This window comes from Vreelandella xerophytica (genome assembly GCF_968048975.1).
The window spans coordinates 114,899-137,298 of the sequence record NZ_OZ309106.1; the positions used below are offsets into that span (position 1 = coordinate 114,899).

A 22,400-nucleotide genomic window follows, 5' to 3' on the forward strand; every position below is an offset into this window, starting at 1 on the left:
CGTACGTGTGCTGATTCTCTTAGGTTATTTGGTAGTACTGCTGTCGGTATTTGGCGGGTATGTCTTGGCGGGGGGAAGCCTTGGACCGATTTATCAGCCCCTCGAGTTATTAATTATCGGGGGGGCTGGCGTAGGCGCGTTTATTGCGGCCAATAACGGCAAGGCCATCAAGGCGACTTTCAAGGTACTCCCTAAGCTCAAGCGCTCCAAAAAGTACAATAAAGCGCTCTATATGGAGCTGATGGCGCTGCAGTTCAAAATCCTTTCCAAGGTTCGTCGTGAGGGCATGCTGGGTATCGAGCGCGATATCGACAACCCCCAGGAGAGCGAGCTTTTCCAGGAACACCCCACGGTGCTTTCCGACCCGCATATCATGAACTTCTTGACCGACTACCTGCGCCTGATGGTCAGCGGGGGCATGGAGCCCATGGAAATCGATGAGCTGATGCTCCACGAAATCGAGGTCTTTGAGCAGGAACTCCATATACCGATCGATGCGATCAGCAAGGTGGGGGATGCCATGCCGGCGTTCGGTATCGTGGCGGCGGTCATGGGAGTAGTGAAAGCGCTGACCTATGCCGATGCCAGCCCCGACGAAATGGGCGAGATGATCGCTCACGCACTGGTCGGTACCTTCCTGGGCATTCTGCTGGGTTACGGCTTTATCAGCCCGGTGGCAAGCTACGCGGATCGCCAGGCCAAGGAAGCCGAGAAGATGCTTCAGTGCATCCGGGTAACACTTCTGGCAAGCCTGCATGGGTACGCCCCGCAGCTGGCGGTGGAGTTTGGTCGTAAAGCGCTGCACACCGAGGAGCGGCCAACGTTTAGCGAGCTCGAGGAGTACGTGCGCGATGCGAAAAAGGGCGGTAATGCATGAGTAAGGGGGCCGACAAGCGCCCGATCGTCATCCGGCGCAAGAAAGTGGTCCACGCCCATCATGGTGGCGCGTGGAAAATCGCGTTGGCAGACTTCATGACCGCCCTGATGGCGCTGTTTCTGGTGCTCTGGATCTTGAGTGTGGCAAGTGACGAGCAGCGCCAGGGCGTGGCCGAGTACTTCAGTGCCCCGCTGGTCACCGCAGTGACCGGCGGTGATCGCTCGGGCAGCACTCGGGTGATCCCCGGCGGCGGCCCCGACCCGACGCATACCGACGGCGAGCGTGCGCGTATCGACGTCATGCAGCATACCCGGCCAAGCCTTGAGGAGCGGCGCTTTTTCAACGACCTTCAGGAGCGCATCGAGCGCGCCATCGAACAGGACCCGGAGCTTCGCCAGTTGCGATCCCAGATGCGTTTTGACCTGACCCGAGAAGGCTTGCGCATTCAGCTTCTGGACACCGACCAGCGGCCGATGTTCGAGCTGGGTAGCGACCAGGTCGCCTCCTATATGCGAAGTCTTCTACGCACGATGGCGCCGCTTTTGAACGAGCTGCCCAACGACTTGAGCATCAGTGGTCATACCGACAGTGTGCCCTATGCCGGTGGGTACCGCGGTTACAGCAACTGGGAACTCTCCAACGACCGGGCCAACGCTTCCCGCCGTGAACTGGTGGCCGGCGGGCTCGACCCCGACCAGCTTCTGCGCGTCTCGGGCTTTGCCGACCGGGTACTGCTCCCCGACACCACGCCGACGGACCCGCGCAACCGCCGCATCGAGCTGGTCGTGCTGTTGCCTGAAATCGCCGAGGCGATTCGTAATCCAAGCATTCTGGGGCCGGGAGAGCCGATCGACGATGAAAATAGTGCGATCGAGGCTTTAGAAAACATGCCGCAGGCCGATATAGCGCAGTAAGCGAGGCTTGTCATAACAACCATGTCTTAAAAGCCATGTCTTAAACCATGGCATCGAGTGGAGCAATGCATGGATATAGCGGATTTTTTTGACACCTTTTTCGAAGAGGCCGAAGAGCTGCTGGCGGATATGGAGCAGCACTTGCTGGAGCTGGATGTCGATAATCCGGATAGCGAACAGCTCAACGCTATTTTTCGCGCCGCTCACTCGATCAAGGGCGGTGCGGGAACGTTTGGTTTCAGCGTGTTGCAAAAGACCACGCATATTCTGGAAAACCTGCTGGACTACGCACGCAAGGGGGAGCTGATCCTGCGTGCCGACCTCGTTGATACGTTTTTAGAGGCTAAAGACATCATGCATGAACAGCTCGATGCCTACCGCAACGAGGAAGAACCCAATCAGGAAGCGTACGAGCGTATTTGCCAGACCCTGCAACAAATCGCCCTGGAAGAGATGGGCGAGCCGTTGGAGGCGACGGTAGCGCCAAGCGCTCCGGCCGCGGCGAAGGCAGCGCCTTCCCCGGCCCAGAACGAACCGCCGCCGCAGGCGGATAACCGCCTGATCGTGACGCTTTTGAACGTGAACGATAAAGATCGCGCCCTGCTGGTGGAGGAGCTTGAACAGTTTGGTGATATCGAGCAGCAAGCCGGCGATGAAAAACGTTTCGAGGTCGTACTGAAGGCCAGCGTCAGCGCTGACGATATCGAAGCGGTCATGTGCTTCATCATCGAGCCCGAACAGATCGAGATCGCCGACGCCCCGGTGTCCAGCGAGTCGGTCGCGCCGCCGGCACCCGCGCCCGTCGCTGACGCCGCGCCAGCGCCTGAGCCCTCCCCGGCACCGGCAAAAAGCACGCCGAGTAACGCCGGCGGTGCCGAGAAAGCCGGGAAAAAGGCCCCTGCCAAGGCGGCGGGCAAGAAAGCCACTGCCGAGTCGAGCTCGATCCGTGTGTCCGTGGACAAGGTCGACCAGATCATCAACCTGGTGGGTGAGCTGATCATCACCCAGTCCATGCTCGACCAGACGGTCAGCGATCTTGAAGAGCAGTCGGCAGGCAACGGTTCTTTGCAAAACGGCATGAGCCTTCTGCAGCGCAACGCCCGGGATCTGCAGGAAGCGGTCATGTCGATCCGCATGATTCCCATGGAGTTCGTGTTCAGCCGGTTTCCGCGCGTGGTGCGCGATACCGCCGGAAAGCTCGGCAAGGAAATCGAACTGATTACCGAAGGCAAGTCCACCGAGCTCGATAAAAGCCTGGTGGAGCGGATCACCGATCCGCTCACTCACCTGGTGCGCAACAGTCTTGATCACGGTATCGAAATGCCCGAGGTACGCGAGGCGCTGGGCAAGCCCCGTCAGGGCAAGCTCACTCTCGGGGCACGCCACCAGGGGGGCAACATCCTGATCGAGGTAAAGGACGATGGTGCCGGGATGGACCGCGAACGCCTGCTGGCCAAGGCCCGGGAAAACGGTCTGAATGTCTCCGACACCATGCCCGATGAAGAGGTGTTTCAGCTCATTTTCGCCCCAGGCTTTTCCACCGCCGCCGAGGTGACCGATGTTTCCGGGCGTGGCGTGGGGATGGACGTGGTCAAGCGGAACATTCAAGGAATGGGCGGGCGCGTCGAAATTCAGTCCAAAAAGGGCGAGGGTACCAATACCCGCATCGTGCTGCCGCTGACGCTGGCCATTCTGGACGGCATGTCCATCAAGGTCGGCCGAGAAACCTTCATTCTTCCGCTTTCCACCGTGCTCGAATCGCTTCAGCCCGCCAAGGGCGAGATGTACGCCATGGCCGGCGACGATGTGGTGCTCAAGGTACGCGACGAGTACCTGCCGGTCATCGCCATCCACGAAGCCCTGGATGTGGAAAACGCCATTACCGATCCGACCAAGAGTATCGCCGTGATCGTGCAGGGCGAAGGGCGGCGCTACGCGCTGTTGGTCGATGAGCTGATCGGCCAGCAGCAAGTGGTCGTCAAGAATCTTGAAGACAATTACCGGAAGGTGCCGGGTGTTTCCGCCGCGACCATTCTAGGCGACGGCAGCGTGGCGCTGATTCTGGATATCACCGGACTACACCGCTTGAGCCGAGCGAAAAAAGAAGCGGGCAAAACCGTCCACTACCCCCATCTCTCATATGACAAGGAGATCGAGCTGTCATGAGTCAAGCCAATAGTGAAGCGGTGCTGGCCGCTGCCGAAGCGGATAACAGCGAGTTTCTGGTGTTCTCGCTGGGCGAAGAAGAGTACGCCATCGACATTCTCAAGGTGCAGGAAATCCGCGGTTACGAAAACGTGACCCGCATCGCCAATGCGCCGGAGTTCATCAAGGGGGTGACCAATCTGCGCGGCGTGATCGTCCCGATCGTCGATCTGCGCATCAAGTTCCACCTGCAGAATGTCGAGTACGGCGGCCAGACCGTGGTGATCGTGGTGAACGTGGCTGAGCGCGTCGTCGGCATCGTGGTAGACGGGGTCTCGGATGTCATGACGCTGACGCCGGATCAGATCAAGCCCGCGCCGGAGTTCGGCGTCACGCTCTCCTCGGATTTCCTGAGCGGTCTTGGCAGCCTGGAAGATCGCATGCTGGTGCTGGTGGATATCGACAAGCTTTTGACCAGCGAAGAGATGGCACTGGTCGACAGTACCAAGCAACTGTAAAAGCGCTTGCGCCGCTCGGCGCACCTTGAAAGAAATCCTACAAAGACATTGGCAAAAAAAGAGGCGCCGGTACGGGTGAGACCGCCGGCGTTAAAAAGGGAACATCGCTAATGCATCAACTCATGAACAACATGACCGTTCGGCTTAGCTGGGCGCTGGTCCTGGCCACCTTCTCACTGCTGGTGGTCCTTGCCTGCGTCATGGGGCTTTATGCCCTTGAAGAGGGCAGCGCGATCTTGCAAACGGCAAGCGACTCGGATACGCAGCAGCGCCTGTTCGCGGAATTCGCAGGCCATGTCCGCTGGGTGCTGATTGCCATCCTGGTGTTTACGGCGCTCACCGTGGTCGTGGTCGTGTGGGGCGTCAGTGTCAACGTGCTGCGCCCTTTGAGCCGCCTGGTCGGCTACTTCGAGCGCATGGCCCAGGGGGATCTGAATCAGTCGATCAGCGCACCCGGCAATAATGAAATCGGGCGCTTGTACACCGCCATGGCGGCCATGCAGGCATCGCTGTCGGAGACGGTCGGCGTGGTTCGCCAAAGCGGCGTGTTCATCTTCGAGCGCGCCCAGGATATCGCCAGCGGCAACAATGACCTGTCCTCGCGCACCGAACAACAGGCCTCTTCACTTGAAGAGACGGCTTCCAGCATGGAAGAGCTGGCCTCTACCGTAAGTCACAATGCGGACAATGCCCGCCAGGCAAGCCAGCTTGCCGAGAATGCCACCTTGACCGCTCGACAAAGCGGCGACGAGGTAGGGCGGATCGTCGAGACCATGGAGGAGATCAGCTCAAGCTCCTCCAAGGTGGCCGACATTATCACGGTGATCGACACCATCGCCTTCCAGACCAATATTCTGGCGCTGAACGCTTCGGTTGAAGCCGCGCGCGCCGGCGAGCACGGCCGTGGCTTTGCGGTGGTCGCTCAGGAGGTTCGGAACCTGGCCAGCCGTAGTGCCAATGCGGCCAAGGAGATCCGGGCGCTCATCGACAACTCGCTCAACAAGGTGGCAAGCGGGACGACCCGAGTGAATCAGGCAGGGCAGACCATGCAGGAACTGGTCAGCGCGGTACAGCGGGTAAGCGACATCATGGATGAGATTGCCGCTGCTTCCGAAGAGCAGAGCAATGGCATCAGCCAGGTGAACCAGGCCGTTACGCAAATGGATGACGTGGTGCAGCAAAACGCCCTGCTCGTCCAGCAGGCCGCCGAGCGCGCCAACGAACTTGAAAGCGATGCGGCGCGCTTGAGAGAGGCGGTGGAACGCTTTCGTGTAGCCGAGCGTTTTGAAAAGGCCTCTATAACGGCGCCGGCGCAGGTCGCCCGCCCCTTGCAGGCACCGGCCATGGCACCTCGCCATCAGGCGGTAGAAGAGTGGGAAGCGTTTTAGGGAGCGCTTCCGGTGTCAGTCGGCCGGCGGGTCGCCAGACTTGGGCGCTAACCCCCGGGGCTCGGTAGCCATTGATGTTTATACTAAAAATTAAGGCACAGTAATGCGTAATAACCAGCCAGTCACCCAGCGGGAAGTCGCCCTTGAAGGGGATGATTTCCTTGTCTCGCGAACGGATCTGAAAGGGCGTATCACCTACGCCAATCCTGCGTTCATTCAGATCAGCGGTTTTGAGCGCGAGGAACTCATGGGCGCGGCGCACAATATCATCCGCCACCCCGATATGCCTTCGGCTGCATTCGAGAACCTGTGGCAGACCATTCAAACCTCCGAAACCTGGCGGGGGCTGGTCAAGAACCGCTGCAAGAATGGCGACCACTACTGGGTAGAGGCAAGCGTTACCCCGATTATCGAAGACGCCCAGGTGGTGGGTTACACCTCGGTACGGGTACAGGCCAGCCGGGAGGCGATTCAGCGGGCCGAGAGCATCTATGCCGATCTGCGGGAAGGCCGCGCCCGGGGCGTTTATCTCGATAAAGGCCAGATTTGCCGGCGCAGTATCGGTCAGCGCCTGAAGCGTCTGCGCCCGGACACCATTCGCGCGAAGCTGGTCGGGATGATGGTGGTCGGCGGGGCGCTTTTGCTCCTGAGCGGCGGACTGGGGCTTTACGGCATCAATGCCTCCGGCGAGCGGCTTGACGAGCTTGACCGGGATGGGCTTCGCGATGTCATTCGCCTTCAGCAGATCGATCAGGCCATCGCCCAGACCCGCCAGGCACTGGTGGAGCCCGAGCGCATGCAACTGATCAACAACCGTTTCGAGATGGGGGAGGCGGTCGAGCAAAGCGCCGAGAACATCGAGACGATCTGGCAGGGCTACTACGGTCGTGGAGTAAATACCACCGAGCTTGCCGAGCGTTTCGACGACCGGATCCAGGCCTTCTTGACCGACGGCATGGATCACGCCGCTCGGGTGCTTCAGGCCGAGGAGACCTATGAAGTGTTTACAGGCCTTGACGGCGTGATCGGCGTGATGAACAGCGAAGGCCGCGATCTGTCGCGGTTGGTCAACGAACTGATCGCCGAGAAGCAGCGCGCCGCCGAAGTGATGGCGCACGAGGCGGATAGCGCCCAGAACGCCATGCTGGCCGTTCAAGCCGGCGTGCTCGCCCTGGGGCTTCTGGCGCTGATCCTGCTGGGAGTGGCGATCCTGCGCTCGATTCTCAAGCCCTTGAAGGAGGCGTCGCGCTTCACCCTGCAAATCGCCGGTGGCAATCTGGCGGCCCGGGTGCCGTCGCGGCGCCGCGATGAGATCGGCCATTTGCTGGGTTCACTGGACACCATGCGTAAAAGCCTCAGCAGCATCATCAGTGACGTGAAAGGTGGTATCAACGTAGTGACCCCGGCGGCGCAGGATATCGCCAGCGGTAACGAAGAGCTGTCGGCGCGCACCGAACAGCAGGCCGCGTCACTCCAGCAAACCGCCTCCAGCATGGAAGAGATGACCACTACCGTGCGCCAGAATAGCGACAACGCCCAGCAGGCGCGCCGCCTGGCCGACGAGAATGCCGAGCGCGTTACCCAGACCGGCGATCTGATGACGCAGCTGGTCGACAACATGCAGCGCATCACACAAAGCTCGCAGAAGATGACCGATATCATCAACGTGATCGACTCCATCGCCTTTCAGACCAATATCCTGGCGTTGAACGCGTCGGTCGAGGCGGCGCGGGCCGGTGAGCACGGTCGCGGCTTTGCCGTGGTGGCCGAAGAAGTACGCAAGCTGGCCGGGCGCTCGGGCTCCGCCGCCCAGGAGATACGCGGTCTGATCGACAGCTCAAGCCAGGATGTCACGACCGGCGCGGGGCTTGTCGAAAGGGCCGAGGCCGCGATTACCGACGTGGCTGACGCGGCGCGCAGCGTCACCCACATCATGCATGAGATCTCTTCGGCCTCCCAGGAGCAGAGCACCGGGATTGCAGAGGTGAACCAGTCGGTCGCCCAGATGGATCAGGCGACCCAGCAAAACGCCGTGCGCGTTCAGGAAACCGCCCAGGCCGCCGTATCGCTGGAGCGTCAGGCAAGCCTTCTGGCGCTGTCGGTCGAGGCGTTCAGGTTGAACAACCAGGCGTTGAACTCGGCAGGCGCCGTCGCGCATACCCGTTCTGGGAACCCGGGCAGGGCATCAACGGGCGCCCCCACCCCTTCGTTGGCTTCCCCGCGCATCGCGCGGCAAGCCACGGCTGTAGAGGAGTACGAAGCATTTTGAGCGAACCACGTGATGGGTCAGCAGAGAACAGTCAATGGTCGACGGGGGGCCAGATCGAACGTGATCTGGTGCTTACTGATGCTGACTTTTTACGTATCAGGGAATTGATCTATCAGCGCGCAGGGATCGTGCTTGCCGAGCACAAGCGGGAAATGGTGTATAGCCGTCTGGCAAGGCGGCTGCGCCACCATGGATTGACGCGTTTTACCGATTACCTCTCACGTCTTGAGCGCCAGCCGGATGCAAAGGAGTGGGAAGCGTTCACCAATGCGTTGACCACCAACCTCACCGCGTTTTTCCGTGAGGCGCACCACTTCCCGCTGCTTGCGGCGCATATCAAGGACAAGGCCGGACCTGTCACTATCTGGTGTTCGGCGGCCTCCACCGGCGAGGAGCCCTACTCGATTGCCATGACCCTTCTGGAGGTGCTGGGTGCCAAGGCGAACAATGCCAAGGTGATTGCCACCGATATCGATACCGATGCGCTGGCCAAGGCGCGAGCGGGAATCTATCCGCAGGAGCAGGTGCGCAAGCTCGACGAAGCCCGGGTGAAGCGATTTTTTCAAAAGGGCACGGGTCACCAGGCGGGCCTTGCTCGGGTGCGCCCGGAAGTGGCAGCCATGGTGGAGTTTCGCCCGCTGAATCTGCTGGCGCCTTCATGGCCGGTGCAGGGCCCTTTTGATGCCATTTTCTGCCGTAACATAATGATTTATTTCGATAAAGAGACCCAGGCCAATATCTTGAAAAGATTTGGGCCGTTGATGAAAGCCGAAGGCTTGCTCTTTGCCGGCCATTCGGAAAATTTCTCTTACATCAGCAGTACCTTCAAGTTGCGTGGGCAAACGGTTTACACCCTCGCAAACGGCAAATGACGACTGTGCGTGTTAACCATCCAATGGGGCGTATATCGGTGAGTTTTAAAACAGGAGGCGGGCTTTGAGTACTGCCAAGATAAAAGTGCTGTGTGTGGACGACTCGGCGCTGATTCGTGACTTGCTGACCACGATCATCAATTCTCAGCCGGATATGGAAGTCGTGGCCACTGCGCCGGATCCGATCGTGGCGAGAGATCTGATCAAGCAGTACAACCCCGACGTCCTCACCCTGGACGTTGAAATGCCGCGCATGGATGGACTCGACTTTCTGGATCGATTGATGCGCCTGCGTCCGATGCCGGTGCTCATGGTGTCGTCGTTGACCCAAAGCGGCTCGGAAATCACCCTGCGTGCGCTGGAGCTCGGGGCGCTCGATTTTGTCGCCAAGCCAAGCCTTGGGGTGCGAAGCGGCATGATGGAGTATGCCGACGAAATTGCCGAAAAGATTCGCGCTGCCGCGCGCTCACGTCCGCGTCAGGCACGCAAGCCCGCCGCCGCGCCCGCGGCCTTGAAAGCGCCGCTGCTGACCAGCGAGAAGCTGATCATCATCGGCGCCTCCACCGGCGGCACCGAGGCGATTCGCGCCGTGCTTGAACCGCTACCCGCCAACTCCCCCGCGATCCTGATCACCCAGCACATGCCCGGCGGCTTCACCCGTTCATTTGCCGAGCGGCTCAACCGGCTTTGCCGGATCACCGTCAAGGAGGCAGCGGAAGGCGAGCGCGTACTGCCCGGGCACGCCTATATCGCTCCCGGCGGCCAGCATCTGGAGCTTGCCCGAAGCGGCGCCAACTACGTGGTGCGTCTGCACGAGGGTGAGCCTGTCAACCGCCACCGCCCGTCGGTGGATGTCCTGTTTCATTCCGCGTCAAGACACGCCGGCAAAAACGCCATCGGCGTCATCTTGACCGGCATGGGAAAAGACGGTGCGGTCGGGCTTCTGGAAATGCGCCAGGCCGGGGCGCCGACGATTGCCCAGAACGAGCAGACCTGCGTGGTATTCGGCATGCCCCGCGAAGCCATTGCACTAGGGGGGGCCGGGGAAACCCTGGCGCTTGACGACATTCCTGCACGCCTGCTGGCGCTGGTCGCCGCATCAGGCCGTGCGCAGCGGGTATAAATCAACCTCAGGGGGAATGAAAAGATCATGGGACGCATCGGGCGTAATCTGAGTATCCATGCTGCGGTCGTAACGGCGCTGGGCAGCTTTGTCGTGCTGATTCTGGCGCTGATTGCGCTCAACATCATGACAGACCGCTCTACCGAAGAGGACATGAATACGCTGACCATCATCAGTCGTGAGCAGCTCAACGAGCTCAACCGGGGAGACTCGCTGCTCAGCCAGGCGATGCTGGCGCTGGAGATGGCCTCCAACTACCTCATGATCGGCCAGAACAATCTGGTTGACCAGGCGCTCGAGGCGGCGACGGATCGTATAGAGCGCGCCGAGGCGCGTTTCGAAAACTTCATCGCCACACCGCGAAGCCCGGCAGGCGAAGAACTCGCCCGGCCGATGATTGCGGATTACCAGCGGCTTCTGCCACTCATCAAGCAGCAGCACGCAAGCCTTGCCGATTTCAATACGGTGGCATTCAACCAGCTGCGCACCGAGATGACCGACCCCTTTTCCAGCCTGACCCAGGGCATCACTGCGTTTACCCATTATGGCTTCTCCAGGGTGGATGACATTCACAACGAGATCCAGGCGCAGCGCGCTTTGTTCAGCATGCTTTATGTCGTGGCCGTGATTCTCATGCTGCTGGTGGTCGTTCTGGTCTATATCGGGCTGCGCCGTACCGTGACCACGCCGCTCAATGACGCCGTGCACCGACTCAACAAGATTGCCGAGGCCGACCTGACCCAGCCGCTCCCCGCGGCGGGTAGAAACGAAGTCGGTCGCCTGTTCGCCGCCATGGGGACCATGCAGGAGAATCTGACCGGCCTGGTCGGCCGGGTACGCGAGGGAAGCGGAGCGATTCACCACGGTACGCAGGAAATTGCCCAGGGCAATACCGAGCTTTCCTCACGCACCGAGGAGCAGGCAGCTTCCATCGAGCAGACGGCGGCCAGCATGGAGCAGATGACCGCCACGGTGAAGCAGAACGCGGATAACGCCCGTCAGGCCAGCGCTCTGGCCGGTGAGGCGTCCTCCACCGCCGAGCAGGGCGGTCAGGTCGTCGAGCAGGTGGTGCAGACCATGCACGGCATCTCGAGCAGTTCGCAGAAGGTGGCCGACATCACCAGCGTGATCGACTCGATCGCCTTTCAAACCAACATACTGGCGCTGAACGCCTCGGTCGAGGCCGCCCGGGCCGGCGAGCAGGGCCGCGGTTTCGCCGTCGTGGCCGGTGAAGTGCGCAATCTGGCCAGCCGCAGCGCCGATGCCGCCAAGGAGATCAAGGCACTGATCGACACCTCGGTGAAACAGATCGCTCAGGGCTCCACGCTCGTCGAACAGGCCGGCACTACCATGGCCGAGGTGGTCAGTGCCGTGCGCCGGGTGGCGGATATCATGGATGAGATCTCGGCAGCTTCACAAGAGCAGAGCGAGGGCATCGAACAGGTCAGCCACGCGGTGGGCCAGATGGATGACGTCACCCAGCAAAACGCCGCCCTGGTACAGCAGGCAGCGGCAGCGGCGGCCTCGCTTGAAGAGCAGGCCAGTCGGCTGGAGGAGGCGGTGGCGGTCTTCAAGGTGATGGAGAGCCAGGGCGACTCGGCCGTTTTGCCCTCCACCCCCGCCACGGCCCGGCCCGCACTTTCGCCGCAAGTGGCTAAACCTGTCGCCCCACGTGCCGATAAAGCGAGCGAGCGCCACGTCGACGAGTGGGAATCTTTTTAATCTAGCGGTCTTTGGACCGTTTAGGCACTTAACGTCATATATGTGATGAGAGGATGAACAATGGCCGATAAAAACATGAGCTTTCTGGTCGTGGACGATTTCCCGACCATGCGTCGAATCGTGCGTAGTCTCTTGAAGGAGCTGGGCTTCACCAATGTCGAAGAGGCCGAGGACGGCCAGGATGCACTCAATAAACTGCGTGCCGGCAGCTTCGAGTTTGTCGTTTCCGACTGGAACATGCCGAATCTGGACGGGCTCGAGATGCTCAAGGAGATCCGTCAGGACGAGGCGCTCAAGGCGCTGCCCGTGCTGATGGTGACCGCCGAGGCGAAAAAGGAAAACATCATTGCCGCCGCCCAGGCCGGCGCCAACGGCTACGTGGTCAAGCCGTTTACCGCCGCGACCCTTGAGGAAAAGCTCAATAAAATCTTTGAAAAGATGGGTAAATGAAGTGGCCAAGCCCCTGGCTTGGCTCACGAGGAGAGTACCATGAGTCAGAATGAGCAGGCAGGCACTACCCAGCTGTCCGAAGAAGCCGCTGAAGAGTTGATCCACCGTATTGGCAAGCTGACTCGCATGCTGCGCGACAACATGCGCGAGCTTGGTCTGGACAAGGAGATCGAGAAAGCGGCGGAAGCCATTCCCGACGCCCGTGACCGGCTGCACTATGTGGCCACCATGACCGAGCAGGCCGCCGACCGGGCGTTGAACGCCATCGACCGTGCCCAGCCGCTGCAGGATGAGCTGGCAAGCCGTGCCGAGGCCCTGGACAAGCGCTGGGAGGCGTGGTTTGAAGCGCCCAAGGAGCTCGACGAGGCGAAAGACCTGGTCAAAGAGACGCGCACCTACCTAAGCGATGTGCCCGAGATCACCGGCGCCACCAATAAAGAGCTCCTAGACATCATGATGGCTCAGGATTTCCAGGATCTCACCGGCCAGGTCATCAAGAAGATGATGGATGTAATCCGCGAGATCGAGCATCAACTGGTACAGGTGTTGATCGATAACGTGGCCGGCGGCGAAGTGCGGGAGAGCATGCAGCGCAAGGCCCAGGATCAGTGGAAGAACGACACTGCTCGGCGCAAGGAAGAGCTTCTCAACGGTCCGCAGATCAGGGAAAACGCCCCGGATATCGTGACCGGTCAGGATCAGGTGGACGACTTATTGGACGAATTAGGCTTTTAATACCTTGTTATTGAGACATTGTTCATCGCCTCATCTGGCACACTAGGCACCTTGTTCAGCCGTCCTTCGGGGCGGCTGACTTATGATGCGCCGCTTTTGATGAGCCGTATGACCCATGGCAGATAACGATAGCGATCAGGAAAAGACCGAAGAGGCCACGCCCCGGCGTAAAGAGAAAGCTCGGGAAGAGGGCCAGGTTCCCCGCTCGCGCGAGCTCACCACGTTCTTGCTGTTGCTGGCCGGTGTGGTGGGGCTCTGGAGCATGGGCCAGATGCTGTACGATCAGTTGGGCATGGTCATGGAGCAGGCCTTTCTTTTTGACCGCCGTCAGGCCTTCGACAGTACGCCGATGCTGACCACGGCGCTGGATCTGGGCCAGCGTACGCTCATTGCGATGACGCCGCTCTTTGTACTGCTCGCCGTTGTGGCGCTGGTGGCGCCGGCCTTGCTGGGGGGCTGGCTGGTCTCGGCCAAATCCATGCAGCCGAAATTTTCCAAGCTCAACCCGATCAAGGGCGTGAAGCGCATCTTCTCGACCCAGGCGCTGATCGAGCTTGCCAAGGCGATCGCCAAATCCGTACTGGTAGGGGGCATCAGCAGCTCCTTTATCTACTTCAATATCGACCGGTTGCTGGGGCTTGCCGACCAGTCCATTCAGCAGGCGTTGGCAAGCGCTCTGAACATGGCGGCGCTGGCGGCGGCGCTGGCGATTTTTTCACTGGTGGTGGTGATCCTGATCGACGTGCCTTTCCAGCTTTGGAGCAACGCCAAGAAGCTGCGCATGAGCCAAGAGGAAGTGAAGCGCGAGCACAAGGAGTCCGAGGGTGACCCGCACGTCAAAGGACGCATCCGTCAGCAGCAGCAAGCGATGGCCCGGGGGCGAATGATGAGCAAGGTGCCCGAGGCCGACGTGATCATCACCAACCCCACGCACTACGCGGTGGCGCTGCGTTATCAGGAAGGGCAGATGGGCGCCCCCCGGGTGGTGGCGAAAGGCGCCGACGCGGTGGCCGCGCGCATCCGCGAGATTGCTTTAGAGGCGAAGGTGCCGCGGCTGGAAGCCGCACCGCTTGCCCGAGCGCTCTACCACCATGTGGATCTGGACGCCGAAGTGCCGGCAGAACTCTACACCGCCGTGGCCGAGGTCATGGCCTGGGCGTATCGCTTGAAAAGTGTGGCGCAAGAAGGGGGCGAGACACCCCCGACTCCCGACAATCTACCGGTTCCCGACGAGATGACGCATCCAAACCGTGGCCCTGGGGCTTTTGAGGCACGTTCATGAAGGGCATCAGCCAACTCATCGGCCGACGTAACCCGTTTGGCGAAGTGCGCATGAAGCTGCTGGCCGGGCCGCTGCTGATCCTCATGATCCTGGGCATGATGATCCTGCCGCTGCCGCCGTTCGCGCTGGATATGCTGTTCACCTTCAACATCGCGCTGGCCATCATGGTGCTGCTGGTGAGCATGTTCGCCGAGAAGCCCCTGGATTTCGCCGCGTTTCCGGCCGTGCTTCTGTTCACGACGCTCTTGCGGCTGTCGCTCAACGTCGCCTCTACCCGCGTGGTACTCATGGAGGGGCATCAGGGCGGCGCCTCGGCGGGCAAGGTGATCGAGGCCTTCGGAACGTTCCTGGTCGGCGGCAACTTCGCGGTCGGCATGGTGGTGTTCCTGATCCTGGTCATCATCAATTTCATGGTCATCACCAAGGGCGCCGGGCGGATCGCCGAGGTGGGCGCGCGCTTCACCCTGGACGCCATGCCCGGCAAGCAGATGGCCATCGATGCCGATCTCAACGCCGGGTTGATCGGCGAGGAAGACGCCAAGAAGCGTCGTGCGGAAGTGGCCCAGGAAGCCGACTTCTACGGCTCCATGGACGGTGCCAGCAAGTTCGTGCGCGGTGACGCCATGGCGGGCCTGGTCATCATGGTCGTCAACGTCATCGGCGGGCTTCTGATCGGCATGATGCAGCACGGCATGGGCTTTGGGGACGCGGCGCGTACCTATACGCTCTTGACCATCGGCGATGGCCTGGTCGCGCAGATCCCGGCGCTGGTGATCTCCACCGCCGCCGGTGTCACGGTCTCCCGGGTGAACACCGAGCAGGACGTGGGTCAGCAGATGATCAGCCAGCTCTTCGTGAACCCGCAGGTGATGATTCTGGCCGCCGTGGTCATGGGCCTTCTGGGCATGGTGCCCGGCATGCCCAACCTGGTCTTTCTGATCTTCACCGCCTTGCTGGGTGGGCTTGCCTGGTTCTTGATGCGCCATCAGGAAAAGGTCCTGGTAAAAGAGGAGATCAGTGACGCCCCGGTGCCTTTACAGGAGACCCCCGAGGCGAGCTGGGAGGACGTGCAGCTGGTGGACACCCTGGGGCTCGAGGTCGGCCACCGGCTGATACCCCTGGTGGATTCCCGACAAAAGGGAGAGCTGCTGGCGCGGATCAAGAGCGTGCGCAAGAAGTTCGCCCAGGAGGTCGGCTTTCTGCCGCCCGTGGTGCATATCCGCGACAACCTGGAGCTTTCACCCAACGCCTACGTGCTATCGCTCAAAGGCGCGGAGATCGGCCGCGCCGATGCCCAGCCGGGCAAGTGGCTGGCCATCGACCCCGGCCAGGTCTCCGGCACGCTTTCCGGAACGCCCACCCAGGACCCGGCGTTCGGCCTGCCGGCGGTCTGGATCGATGCCGCTCAGCGCGAACACGCCCAGGTGTTCGGCTACACGGTGGTGGATGCCAGTACCGTGATTGCCACCCATTTGAACCACCTTCTGCATCGCCACTCGCCGGAAATGCTGGGCCGTCAGGAGGTGCAGAAGCTGCTCGACAAGCTGGGCGACGATCAGAAGTCGCTGGTCGAGGAGGTCGTGCCCAAAGCGATTTCTCTCACCGTGCTGCAGCGCATCCTGCAGAACCTGCTTGAAGAAGACGTGTCGATTCGCGACATGCGCACCATCCTGGATACCCTGGCCGAATACGCCGGCACCCAGAAGGACCCGGGGGAGCTGACGGCCCTGGTACGCATCGGCCTTGGCCGGGCGATCACTCAGCAGTGGTTTGCCGGCCAGGAGACCCTGAACGTCATCGGTCTGGACGCCCAGCTTGAACAGGTACTGATTCAGGCCATGAACGGCAACGGCGCCATGGAGCCAGGGCTTGCGGATACCTTGATGAACCAGGCCCAGCAGGCGCTGGAACGCCAGGAAGCCAACGGCGAGCCGCCGGTGCTGGTCGTGCAGCACTCGCTGCGCGCGGTGGTCGCGCGCTTCTTGCGCCGTCGGATGCGCCATCTGGTGGTGATGTCCCAGGCGGAAATTCCCGACGACCGTACGCTGAAAATCACGACGCTGGTGGGTGGGGCGCGATGAACGCCAAACCGGCCACTTTCGATAAAGGCAGAAGGTAACGTATGAGCGTAAGACGCTTTGTCGGCGCTAACAGCCGAGATGTCATGCGCCAGGTTCGCGCGACCCTGGGCGAGGACGCACTGATTGTCGCCAACCGGCGTACCGAAAGTGGCGTGGAAATCCTGGCCATGGCCGAGGAGGCCTCTCTCGATCAGCTCACGCCGAGCGAGTCCGAGCCCCTGTCGGCATCGCCTGCCCCGGTTCAGCAGAACACGCCCCACCCGCTCGAGCAGGTCAGCGAGCGTCTGCTGCGCGAAATGCAGGATATGCGCGCGCTGCTCGTCCAGTCCCAGGGCGTGGAGAAAGCCACCCGAGAGCCGGCCGTTACCGTCAGAACGCTGCTGGCCCGGGCGGGCTTTGGCAGCGAGCTTGGCGAGGAGATCAGCGCGGCGCTGCCGGCCGCCCTGAGCGCCCTGGACCCCCAAGACGATCAGGTGCTCGACTGGCTTACGCGCCAGTTGATCGCGCGTCTGGCGGTGCTCGAGAGCGAGGAGGCATTTTTCGATCAGACCGGCATCGTGGCATTGGTCGGCCCCACCGGGGTGGGTAAGACCACAACGACCGCCAAGCTCGCTGCCCGCTTTGTCATGCGTCACGGAACGAAACCGGTCGCGCTGGTCACCACCGACAGCTTCAGAATCGGTGCCCACGAGCAGTTGCGCATCTATGCCCGCCTGCTGGACACGCCGATGTACGCCCTCGATCACGAGCAGCCCATCGATGACCTGCTGGGGCGCCTGGGCGGCAAGCAGTGGGTCATGATCGACACCGTGGGAATGAGCCAGCGCGACCAGCGAGTGATCGAGCAGATCAATCAGCTTCAGGGCGGCGAGTCCCGGGTGCGCCTGGTACTGGTGCTCAACGCTGCCAGTCAGCCGGAAACCCTGGAAGAAGTCGTGCTGCGCTATCGTCAGGCCGCCCGGGCGGCGGGGGCCGAGATCGATGAATGCATCATTACCAAGCAAGACGAGGCCGGACGCCTGGCGCCGCTTTTGGATATCGTCATGCGGTACGGGCTGCGCGTGCTGTTTTGCTCCAACGGCCAGCAGGTGCCGGAGGATATGGCGCTGGCCGATCCAGGCCTGCTGATCGATCAGGCATTGCGCGTGCCGGCGGGTGCCCAGAGCGACGCGCAAGCCTGGTCGGGCGCGCCGCTCACGCCACGCTGGTCGCGGGATGTGCTGGGCCAGGGGCGGCGCTTGAGTCTTCTGCTCACCCAGCTTCGCGCCCGGGTGGCGGGTTTTTCGCTGCTCGAGGCGGTATGGGATATCGGCGCGCTCCCTGGCGTGCTGCAGGACACGCGTCTGGGTGATCTAGCCGACAAGGCGATCGAACAGGATGCTCTCGGGCTTGTCTGGTCGCCCCGGCGCTTCGAGCGTGGGGTGGACTGGGCAATGCCGGATCTAAGCCTCGACGCCGACGGCAATCTTTGCGCGCTCGGGCTCTTGCAGCACCGCCAGCCCGCCGGCTGGCAAGCACGCCTGGAGGCCCAGCCCCGCACGGCGGTGCATCTCTTGCCCACGCTGGCAGAGAGCGACACGCTGGCGTGGCTCGAGACCCAGCGTTTGACCTGGGTCAGCCAGGTCGGCGGTGGGCAGCGAGTATACTGGCAGGGGGAACGCTACGCCCTGACCGCGTTGTTTGGCGAAAGCAGGCTCACTCACCACGTGAATGTGCGGTTTCGCGGGCAAGCGATGCAGCTCTGGAGCGCCTATGCCGAGGTGACCGATAAGGCCGGTCGCCGCTTTCTTGCCTGGTACGGCGAGATTCGAGACCCGGAAAGCGCCAGGCGGGTGGCCAGGCGTTACTGGCTGACCCCGGCGTATCTGGGAGCCGAGGTGCTGTCGTTGCTGGTGACCCAGCTTCAAGGCGAAGGCGTGTTTCAACTGACCAAGCGGGCCTGGCGCGAGCTCAAAGAGGCCGATGGCGGCGAAGTCAGCTCCCAGGTGCGCCTGCTGATGGCCAGTGGCGCCGCCGCCGTTGCGACCCACCTGGACTGTGCCGAGGATGACGCGGCCCAGGCCCTTCGCCAGGACGTGACCCGCCTTCTGGGCACGACGCGAAAGCGTCGTGACATCGCGCTGCTGGAGGCGCTGGTGCACATGCTGATGACCCGGGATGCCATTCGCCAGTTGGGTAGCGTCAGCCGCGAGGCCTTTGCATGAACGGCCGTGATCAGGCGGCAGGGCTCAGGCAGTGGGCAAACCTGCGTGCCGAACAGCGAGGCGCCGACGAGATACTGCCTGAGGACGCCCCGCCCACCGCCGCCGGGGCCCCCGAGCCTCAGGCCACCATACCGCGCGTGACGATCCCCCTGGTCGTGGTAGGACTACCCACGCGCAATATCACCCCGGTGAAAGAGCGTCTGGCAGAGTGGAGCGCGCTGGGGCGGCACTGGGCGGCTACGCCGGAAAGCTGGGAAATCATGCCGGTCGACGCCGAGACGCCCCTTGAAGCGCTTCGAACGCGCTATTCGCGCTGGGCGCTGTGGGTACGAAGCGATGCCGATGCCTTTTCAGCCATGTATCGCACGCTTCGTCAGGTAAGCGAAAATCAAGGTCCCCGGCAGCTTCTGGCCTTGCACGAGCCTCACTTGCCCCGACAAGGGTTACTCGATAATTTGCAGAAGGCGGCGGCAGGCTATTTGAACCTTGAGCTGCTACTGCTGGCGCGGTAAGCCATAATGATGAGGCGGCTATGCTGAAAACGATCATTCAGGGGACGTATCGGGTTGCTCGTGTGCACCGTTGGGCGCATGGCAACATCGGCTTTCTGGCCGTGCTGATGAGCCTGGCCGCCCCCGCGCTGGCGGGGGGCGGCAGCTGGAGCCAGCAAGCGAGCGGCATGATGGTGGCCATGAGCGACCGGGCGGCCAGTAGTCAGGCGCTGGCCCCGCCTTCGGTGGCGGGGCTTGTGGGGGGGCGTATCGAACGTGTCCACTGGCGTTATGAAGCGCCCCCGGGGGCTGCGTTGCGGGCCTGGCTCTGCCACCCCGAACGGTGTATCGAGCTAGACGGTCAGCGGGGCAGCACCACCGCCCTGGCGGGGCTTTCCTCGGATACGCCGCTCAATTTCCGTTTTGCGCTGGCACCCAGGCAGCGGCCTACCCAGGTAAAAGGGCTTCACGTGATTGTGAACTACCAGTGACGAGTGTTAGCCACGAGGCACGAGGATGTATACAGCACAAGGCAGAATTCAACACAGCGAGCTGGTGAACCAATACATGCCGCTGGTAAGACGTCAGGCACTGGCGCTTCAGGTCCGTTTGCCGGCAAGTATCGAGCTCGATGATCTGATCCAGGCGGGCATGGTCGGGCTTCTAGAGGCGCTGGGACGCTTTGACGCCGCCCAGGGGGCAAGCTTTGCCACCTTTGCCAGTCAGCGTATCCGCGGGGCGATGGTCGATGAACTGCGCACCCGGGACTGGTTGCCGCGCAGCGTTCGCCGCTCGGCCCGGGCGATGGACGAAGCGATCCGTCAGATGGAGCAGACCCTGGGGCGTGCGCCGGAGGAGGGCGAGATCGCCCGGCATCTGGAGATGCCGCTGCGCGACTATCAGCAGCTTCTAAGCGATACCAACAGTGGCCATCTGCTGCCCTTCGAAGAGCTTCTGGAAGAGGGCGGCGAGCCCGCTCAGGAAGCGCTGAATGCGCCTTTCGAGGAGCTTCTGGACGGCCAGCAGCGCGAAACGCTGATCGAGGCGATCGAGGCGCTGCCCGAACGGGAAAAGCTCTTGATGGCGCTTTACTACCAGGAAGAGCTCAACCTGAAGGAAGTCGGCGCGGTGCTGGGTGTCACCGAGTCCCGCGTCTCCCAGCTGCATAGTCAGGCCATCAGTCGGCTGCGTGCGCGCCTGCACGAAGCCGACTGAGTTTGCTTACTTTCTCAATCCCCAACCGGCGAGGAGCCGTTGATGAACCCATCTACGCTGATCGGTATATTTGCCAGTATTCTGCTGCTGGTGAGCGTGCTGTTTTTTACCGCGGAATCCCCGGAAAGCTTTATCAACCTGCCTGGGCTTGCCATCGTGATCACCGGGACCCTGGCGGCCACCTTCATCAGCTACCCGCTGAAGGAAGTGCTTCGGGTGGTGCGCCTGGTCGGGCTGGTATTTCGCCGCGAAAACACCTATGTGCGCGACGATATCAACGAGCTGGTGTCCATGTCGCGGCTCTGGTTCAAGGGCGACGTGCGCGCGGTGGAACGCGAGCTCGAGCATACCCGAAACCCGTTTCTGCGCACCGGCATTCAGCTGGTGATCGCCAACACCAAGGAAGATGAAATTTTCGACATGCTGCGCTGGCGTATCGCCCGGCTCAAGGCCCGCGAGCACGCCGAGGCGCAGATCTTTCGCACCATGGCGACCTATGCTCCGGCCTTTGGCATGATCGGCACCCTCGTGGGGCTCGTTAACATGCTGGAGGTGATGGACGCCGGCGACCTGAACGTCATCGGCCCGCGCATGGCGGTGGCACTGCTTACCACGTTCTACGGCATCCTGCTGGCCAACCTGGTCTTCAAGCCGGTGGCGGTGAAGCTCGAGCGACGCACCGAAGAGCGTCTGATCACCATGAACATGGTGCTCGAGGGGATTTCGCTGATCACCAAGCGCCGTCTGCCCTCCTTCATCGAAGAGACGCTGAACTCCTTTGTAGCCAACTACAACGACGAGATTCGTGACCCCCACGTAAAGCCGCGCGACGCCAGCGACGCGCCCGCCAAGGGGTAGCGCCATGAACCGCGACGCCCGACATGCGCTGGAATCGCCGTTCCCCCCGGGCGGCGGCGACGGCGAAGAGGGATGGCTGACCAGCTACCTGGACGTACTGACGCTTCTGATCACGCTGTTCGTGCTGCTTTTGGCACTGACACCGGCAGGCAGCGGCGACGCCGAGGAGGGCCTTGACGCCCAGTCCACGGCGGGCGTGCAGCCGCTCTCTTCCGGGCTCTACCCGCGCCATGGCGGACTTGATCCTGCTATGGGCAGGCTCGATATCCCGGGCGTGAGTGTTTCCCAGGGTCGCGAGGGCATTACCCTGCGCATCGACGACAGCCTGCTGTTCGCCAGCGGGGCGGCTACGCTGACGGCTCAGGGGGAGACGGTGCTGGAGGGGTTGAGCGAGGCTATCGACACCTTCGGCGGGGAAGTGTCCGTCGAGGGCCACACCGACAACGTGCCCATTGCCAATGCAGCGTTTCCTTCCAACTGGGAGCTTTCCACAGGGCGGGCGATTGCCGTCGTGCGCCAGCTTGAGCGCGAGGGGGTGGCGCTGTCACGCCTTCGCGCCGTCGGCTACGCCGATACCCGTCCGCTTGAAAGCAACGACAGCGAGCAAGGGCGCGCTGCGAACCGGCGCGTCGAACTGCTGCTGCGCCAGACGCCGGAGGCGCCCCGGCCTTAACTCGCGCTGCAGCGGCGCTGCATCTCGCGAATCGCCGGGGCGGCGCCCTCGAGGGCGAAGGTCATGTACCAGGGCGAGGCGTCATCGCCCTGGTCAAAGCCGATAAACAGCTGTTCGCCCTCGCTCATCTGGCCCAGTAGCGTATCCAGCTCGCCAAGGTAGAAATGGCTGTAGAAGCCGTCGTCATTCTCCTCGACGATAAACTCCGCCATGGTGTCCATTCTCGGCGCCTGGTCGACTCGAAGGCGGGCCGGCACCAGCCTTACCGGGCGGCTTTCAGGTTGCGCATCCTCGAGGGTGACCCGCATTTCGAGCCAGGGCAGGTGACAGATGCCCTGGGTCGTGTTCACGCTCAGCGTCGCGTCCGAGTAGCTTTGCGTCTCGACGGCGCGGAAATGGCGCTGGCCGCCACCGTCCAGTGTGAGTGCCTGCCAGGCGTCGAAGCGCCGGGCGTCGCTGATGGCGAACTGCTCGGCCTGGGTGGAATTGAGTGAGAGAAGTCCCGCTGCGCCCAGCGCGAAGGGTATCAGTAAACGAGTTTTCATCAGGGTGTATGCCAAACCTCAAGCACCGTCTAAAAGGG

20 protein-coding genes are annotated in these 22,400 nt (G+C 62.0%); 19 read left to right on the forward strand and 1 reads right to left on the reverse strand.

The features are described 5' to 3' along the window. The first annotated feature begins 7 nt into the window (after positions 1–7). The 19 genes from motA to ACWF8S_RS00645 all read left to right on the forward strand — a co-directional run bounded on the left by motA (position 8) and on the right by ACWF8S_RS00645 (position 21,817). A complete protein-coding gene (gene motA, locus ACWF8S_RS00555) occupies positions 8–877 on the forward strand; it encodes a flagellar motor stator protein MotA (RefSeq protein ID WP_447554889.1) in 870 nt (289 codons plus the stop codon). Next, positions 874–1,791 (forward strand): flagellar motor protein MotB, encoded by a 918-nt coding sequence (motB, locus tag ACWF8S_RS00560; protein ID WP_447554890.1) that lies wholly within the window; start codon positions 874–876, stop codon positions 1,789–1,791. The genes motA and motB overlap by 4 nt, the downstream gene beginning before the upstream one ends. Before the next feature lie 69 nt (positions 1,792–1,860). Beyond that, entirely contained in the window at positions 1,861–3,957 is a 2,097-nt protein-coding gene (gene cheA / locus ACWF8S_RS00565) for a chemotaxis protein CheA (RefSeq protein WP_447554891.1), read from the forward strand. Continuing rightward, positions 3,954–4,454 (forward strand): chemotaxis protein CheW, encoded by a 501-nt coding sequence (gene cheW / locus ACWF8S_RS00570; RefSeq protein WP_447554892.1) that lies wholly within the window; start codon positions 3,954–3,956, stop codon positions 4,452–4,454. The genes cheA and cheW overlap by 4 nt, the downstream gene beginning before the upstream one ends. Before the next feature lie 110 nt (positions 4,455–4,564). Next, on the forward strand, positions 4,565–5,842 hold the full coding sequence (locus tag ACWF8S_RS00575; protein ID WP_447554893.1) for a methyl-accepting chemotaxis protein: 1,278 nt from the start codon (positions 4,565–4,567) through the stop codon (positions 5,840–5,842). 103 nt (positions 5,843–5,945) lie between these two features. After that, on the forward strand, positions 5,946–8,111 hold the full coding sequence (locus tag ACWF8S_RS00580) for a methyl-accepting chemotaxis protein (RefSeq protein ID WP_447554894.1): 2,166 nt from the start codon (positions 5,946–5,948) through the stop codon (positions 8,109–8,111). After that, entirely contained in the window at positions 8,108–8,983 is an 876-nt protein-coding gene (locus ACWF8S_RS00585) for a CheR family methyltransferase (protein WP_447554895.1), read from the forward strand. The genes ACWF8S_RS00580 and ACWF8S_RS00585 overlap by 4 nt, the downstream gene beginning before the upstream one ends. Before the next feature lie 64 nt (positions 8,984–9,047). Beyond that, positions 9,048–10,106, forward strand: a complete 1,059-nt coding sequence (locus ACWF8S_RS00590; protein ID WP_447554896.1) for a protein-glutamate methylesterase/protein-glutamine glutaminase — start codon at positions 9,048–9,050, stop codon at positions 10,104–10,106. Between the two features lie 27 nt (positions 10,107–10,133). Beyond that, positions 10,134–11,828, forward strand: a complete 1,695-nt coding sequence (locus ACWF8S_RS00595; RefSeq protein ID WP_447554897.1) for a methyl-accepting chemotaxis protein — start codon at positions 10,134–10,136, stop codon at positions 11,826–11,828. A gap of 60 nt (positions 11,829–11,888) precedes the next feature. Further along, positions 11,889–12,278: a chemotaxis response regulator CheY gene (cheY, locus tag ACWF8S_RS00600; RefSeq protein WP_447554898.1), complete on the forward strand. Its 390-nt coding sequence runs from the start codon at positions 11,889–11,891 to the stop codon at positions 12,276–12,278. Between the two features lie 39 nt (positions 12,279–12,317). Continuing rightward, a complete protein-coding gene (gene cheZ, locus ACWF8S_RS00605) occupies positions 12,318–13,013 on the forward strand; it encodes a protein phosphatase CheZ (RefSeq protein ID WP_447554899.1) in 696 nt (231 codons plus the stop codon). 115 nt (positions 13,014–13,128) lie between these two features. After that, a complete protein-coding gene (flhB, locus tag ACWF8S_RS00610) occupies positions 13,129–14,295 on the forward strand; it encodes a flagellar biosynthesis protein FlhB (protein ID WP_447554900.1) in 1,167 nt (388 codons plus the stop codon). After that, positions 14,292–16,376 carry a flagellar biosynthesis protein FlhA gene (flhA, locus tag ACWF8S_RS00615; protein WP_447554901.1) on the forward strand — a complete coding sequence of 695 codons (2,085 nt, stop codon included), beginning with the start codon at positions 14,292–14,294 and terminating at the stop codon, positions 16,374–16,376. The genes flhB and flhA overlap by 4 nt, the downstream gene beginning before the upstream one ends. Positions 16,377–16,417: 41 nt before the next feature. Next, on the forward strand, positions 16,418–18,580 hold the full coding sequence (flhF, locus tag ACWF8S_RS00620) for a flagellar biosynthesis protein FlhF (RefSeq protein WP_447554902.1): 2,163 nt from the start codon (positions 16,418–16,420) through the stop codon (positions 18,578–18,580). Next, positions 18,577–19,092, forward strand: a complete 516-nt coding sequence (locus ACWF8S_RS00625) for a hypothetical protein (RefSeq protein WP_447554903.1) — start codon at positions 18,577–18,579, stop codon at positions 19,090–19,092. Before flhF ends, ACWF8S_RS00625 begins: the two co-directional genes overlap by 4 nt. Positions 19,093–19,112: 20 nt before the next feature. Next, entirely contained in the window at positions 19,113–19,562 is a 450-nt protein-coding gene (locus tag ACWF8S_RS00630) for a flagellar protein FlhE (protein ID WP_447554904.1), read from the forward strand. A gap of 25 nt (positions 19,563–19,587) precedes the next feature. Beyond that, positions 19,588–20,286 carry an RNA polymerase sigma factor FliA gene (locus tag ACWF8S_RS00635; protein ID WP_447554905.1) on the forward strand — a complete coding sequence of 233 codons (699 nt, stop codon included), beginning with the start codon at positions 19,588–19,590 and terminating at the stop codon, positions 20,284–20,286. Positions 20,287–20,328: 42 nt separating this feature from the next. Beyond that, positions 20,329–21,144 carry a motility protein A gene (locus ACWF8S_RS00640; protein ID WP_447554906.1) on the forward strand — a complete coding sequence of 272 codons (816 nt, stop codon included), beginning with the start codon at positions 20,329–20,331 and terminating at the stop codon, positions 21,142–21,144. A 4-nt stretch (positions 21,145–21,148) separates the two neighbouring features. Beyond that, positions 21,149–21,817, forward strand: coding sequence for an OmpA/MotB family protein (locus tag ACWF8S_RS00645; RefSeq protein WP_447554907.1), 669 nt, complete (start codon positions 21,149–21,151; stop codon positions 21,815–21,817). Here ACWF8S_RS00645 and ACWF8S_RS00650 read toward each other — a convergent pair. Continuing rightward, positions 21,814–22,362, reverse strand: coding sequence for a hypothetical protein (locus tag ACWF8S_RS00650; protein ID WP_447554908.1), 549 nt, complete (start codon positions 22,360–22,362; stop codon positions 21,814–21,816). The two genes, ACWF8S_RS00645 and ACWF8S_RS00650, sit on opposite strands and share 4 nt — an antisense overlap. Between the last annotated feature and the right edge of the window lie 38 nt (positions 22,363–22,400).

Excerpts from the sequence above, each read along its gene's own strand:
- flhA (WP_447554901.1), top strand. The coding sequence starts at position 14,292 with ATGAAGGGCATCAGCCAACTCATCGGCCGACGTAACCCGTTTGGCGAA.
- ACWF8S_RS00625 (WP_447554903.1), top strand. The coding sequence starts at position 18,577 with ATGAACGGCCGTGATCAGGCGGCAGGGCTCAGGCAGTGGGCAAACCTG.
- cheZ (WP_447554899.1), top strand. The coding sequence starts at position 12,318 with ATGAGTCAGAATGAGCAGGCAGGCACTACCCAGCTGTCCGAAGAAGCC.
- ACWF8S_RS00645 (WP_447554907.1), top strand. The coding sequence starts at position 21,149 with ATGAACCGCGACGCCCGACATGCGCTGGAATCGCCGTTCCCCCCGGGC.
- ACWF8S_RS00635 (WP_447554905.1), top strand. The coding sequence starts at position 19,588 with ATGTATACAGCACAAGGCAGAATTCAACACAGCGAGCTGGTGAACCAA.
- ACWF8S_RS00650 (WP_447554908.1), bottom strand. The coding sequence starts at position 22,362 with ATGAAAACTCGTTTACTGATACCCTTCGCGCTGGGCGCAGCGGGACTT.
- ACWF8S_RS00595 (WP_447554897.1), top strand. The coding sequence starts at position 10,134 with ATGGGACGCATCGGGCGTAATCTGAGTATCCATGCTGCGGTCGTAACG.
- ACWF8S_RS00575 (WP_447554893.1), top strand. The coding sequence starts at position 4,565 with ATGCATCAACTCATGAACAACATGACCGTTCGGCTTAGCTGGGCGCTG.
- flhB (WP_447554900.1), top strand. The coding sequence starts at position 13,129 with ATGGCAGATAACGATAGCGATCAGGAAAAGACCGAAGAGGCCACGCCC.
- cheA (WP_447554891.1), top strand. The coding sequence starts at position 1,861 with ATGGATATAGCGGATTTTTTTGACACCTTTTTCGAAGAGGCCGAAGAG.
- motB (WP_447554890.1), top strand. The coding sequence starts at position 874 with ATGAGTAAGGGGGCCGACAAGCGCCCGATCGTCATCCGGCGCAAGAAA.
- ACWF8S_RS00640 (WP_447554906.1), top strand. The coding sequence starts at position 20,329 with ATGAACCCATCTACGCTGATCGGTATATTTGCCAGTATTCTGCTGCTG.
- cheY (WP_447554898.1), top strand. The coding sequence starts at position 11,889 with ATGGCCGATAAAAACATGAGCTTTCTGGTCGTGGACGATTTCCCGACC.
- ACWF8S_RS00630 (WP_447554904.1), top strand. The coding sequence starts at position 19,113 with ATGCTGAAAACGATCATTCAGGGGACGTATCGGGTTGCTCGTGTGCAC.
- flhF (WP_447554902.1), top strand. The coding sequence starts at position 16,418 with ATGAGCGTAAGACGCTTTGTCGGCGCTAACAGCCGAGATGTCATGCGC.
- ACWF8S_RS00580 (WP_447554894.1), top strand. The coding sequence starts at position 5,946 with ATGCGTAATAACCAGCCAGTCACCCAGCGGGAAGTCGCCCTTGAAGGG.
- cheW (WP_447554892.1), top strand. The coding sequence starts at position 3,954 with ATGAGTCAAGCCAATAGTGAAGCGGTGCTGGCCGCTGCCGAAGCGGAT.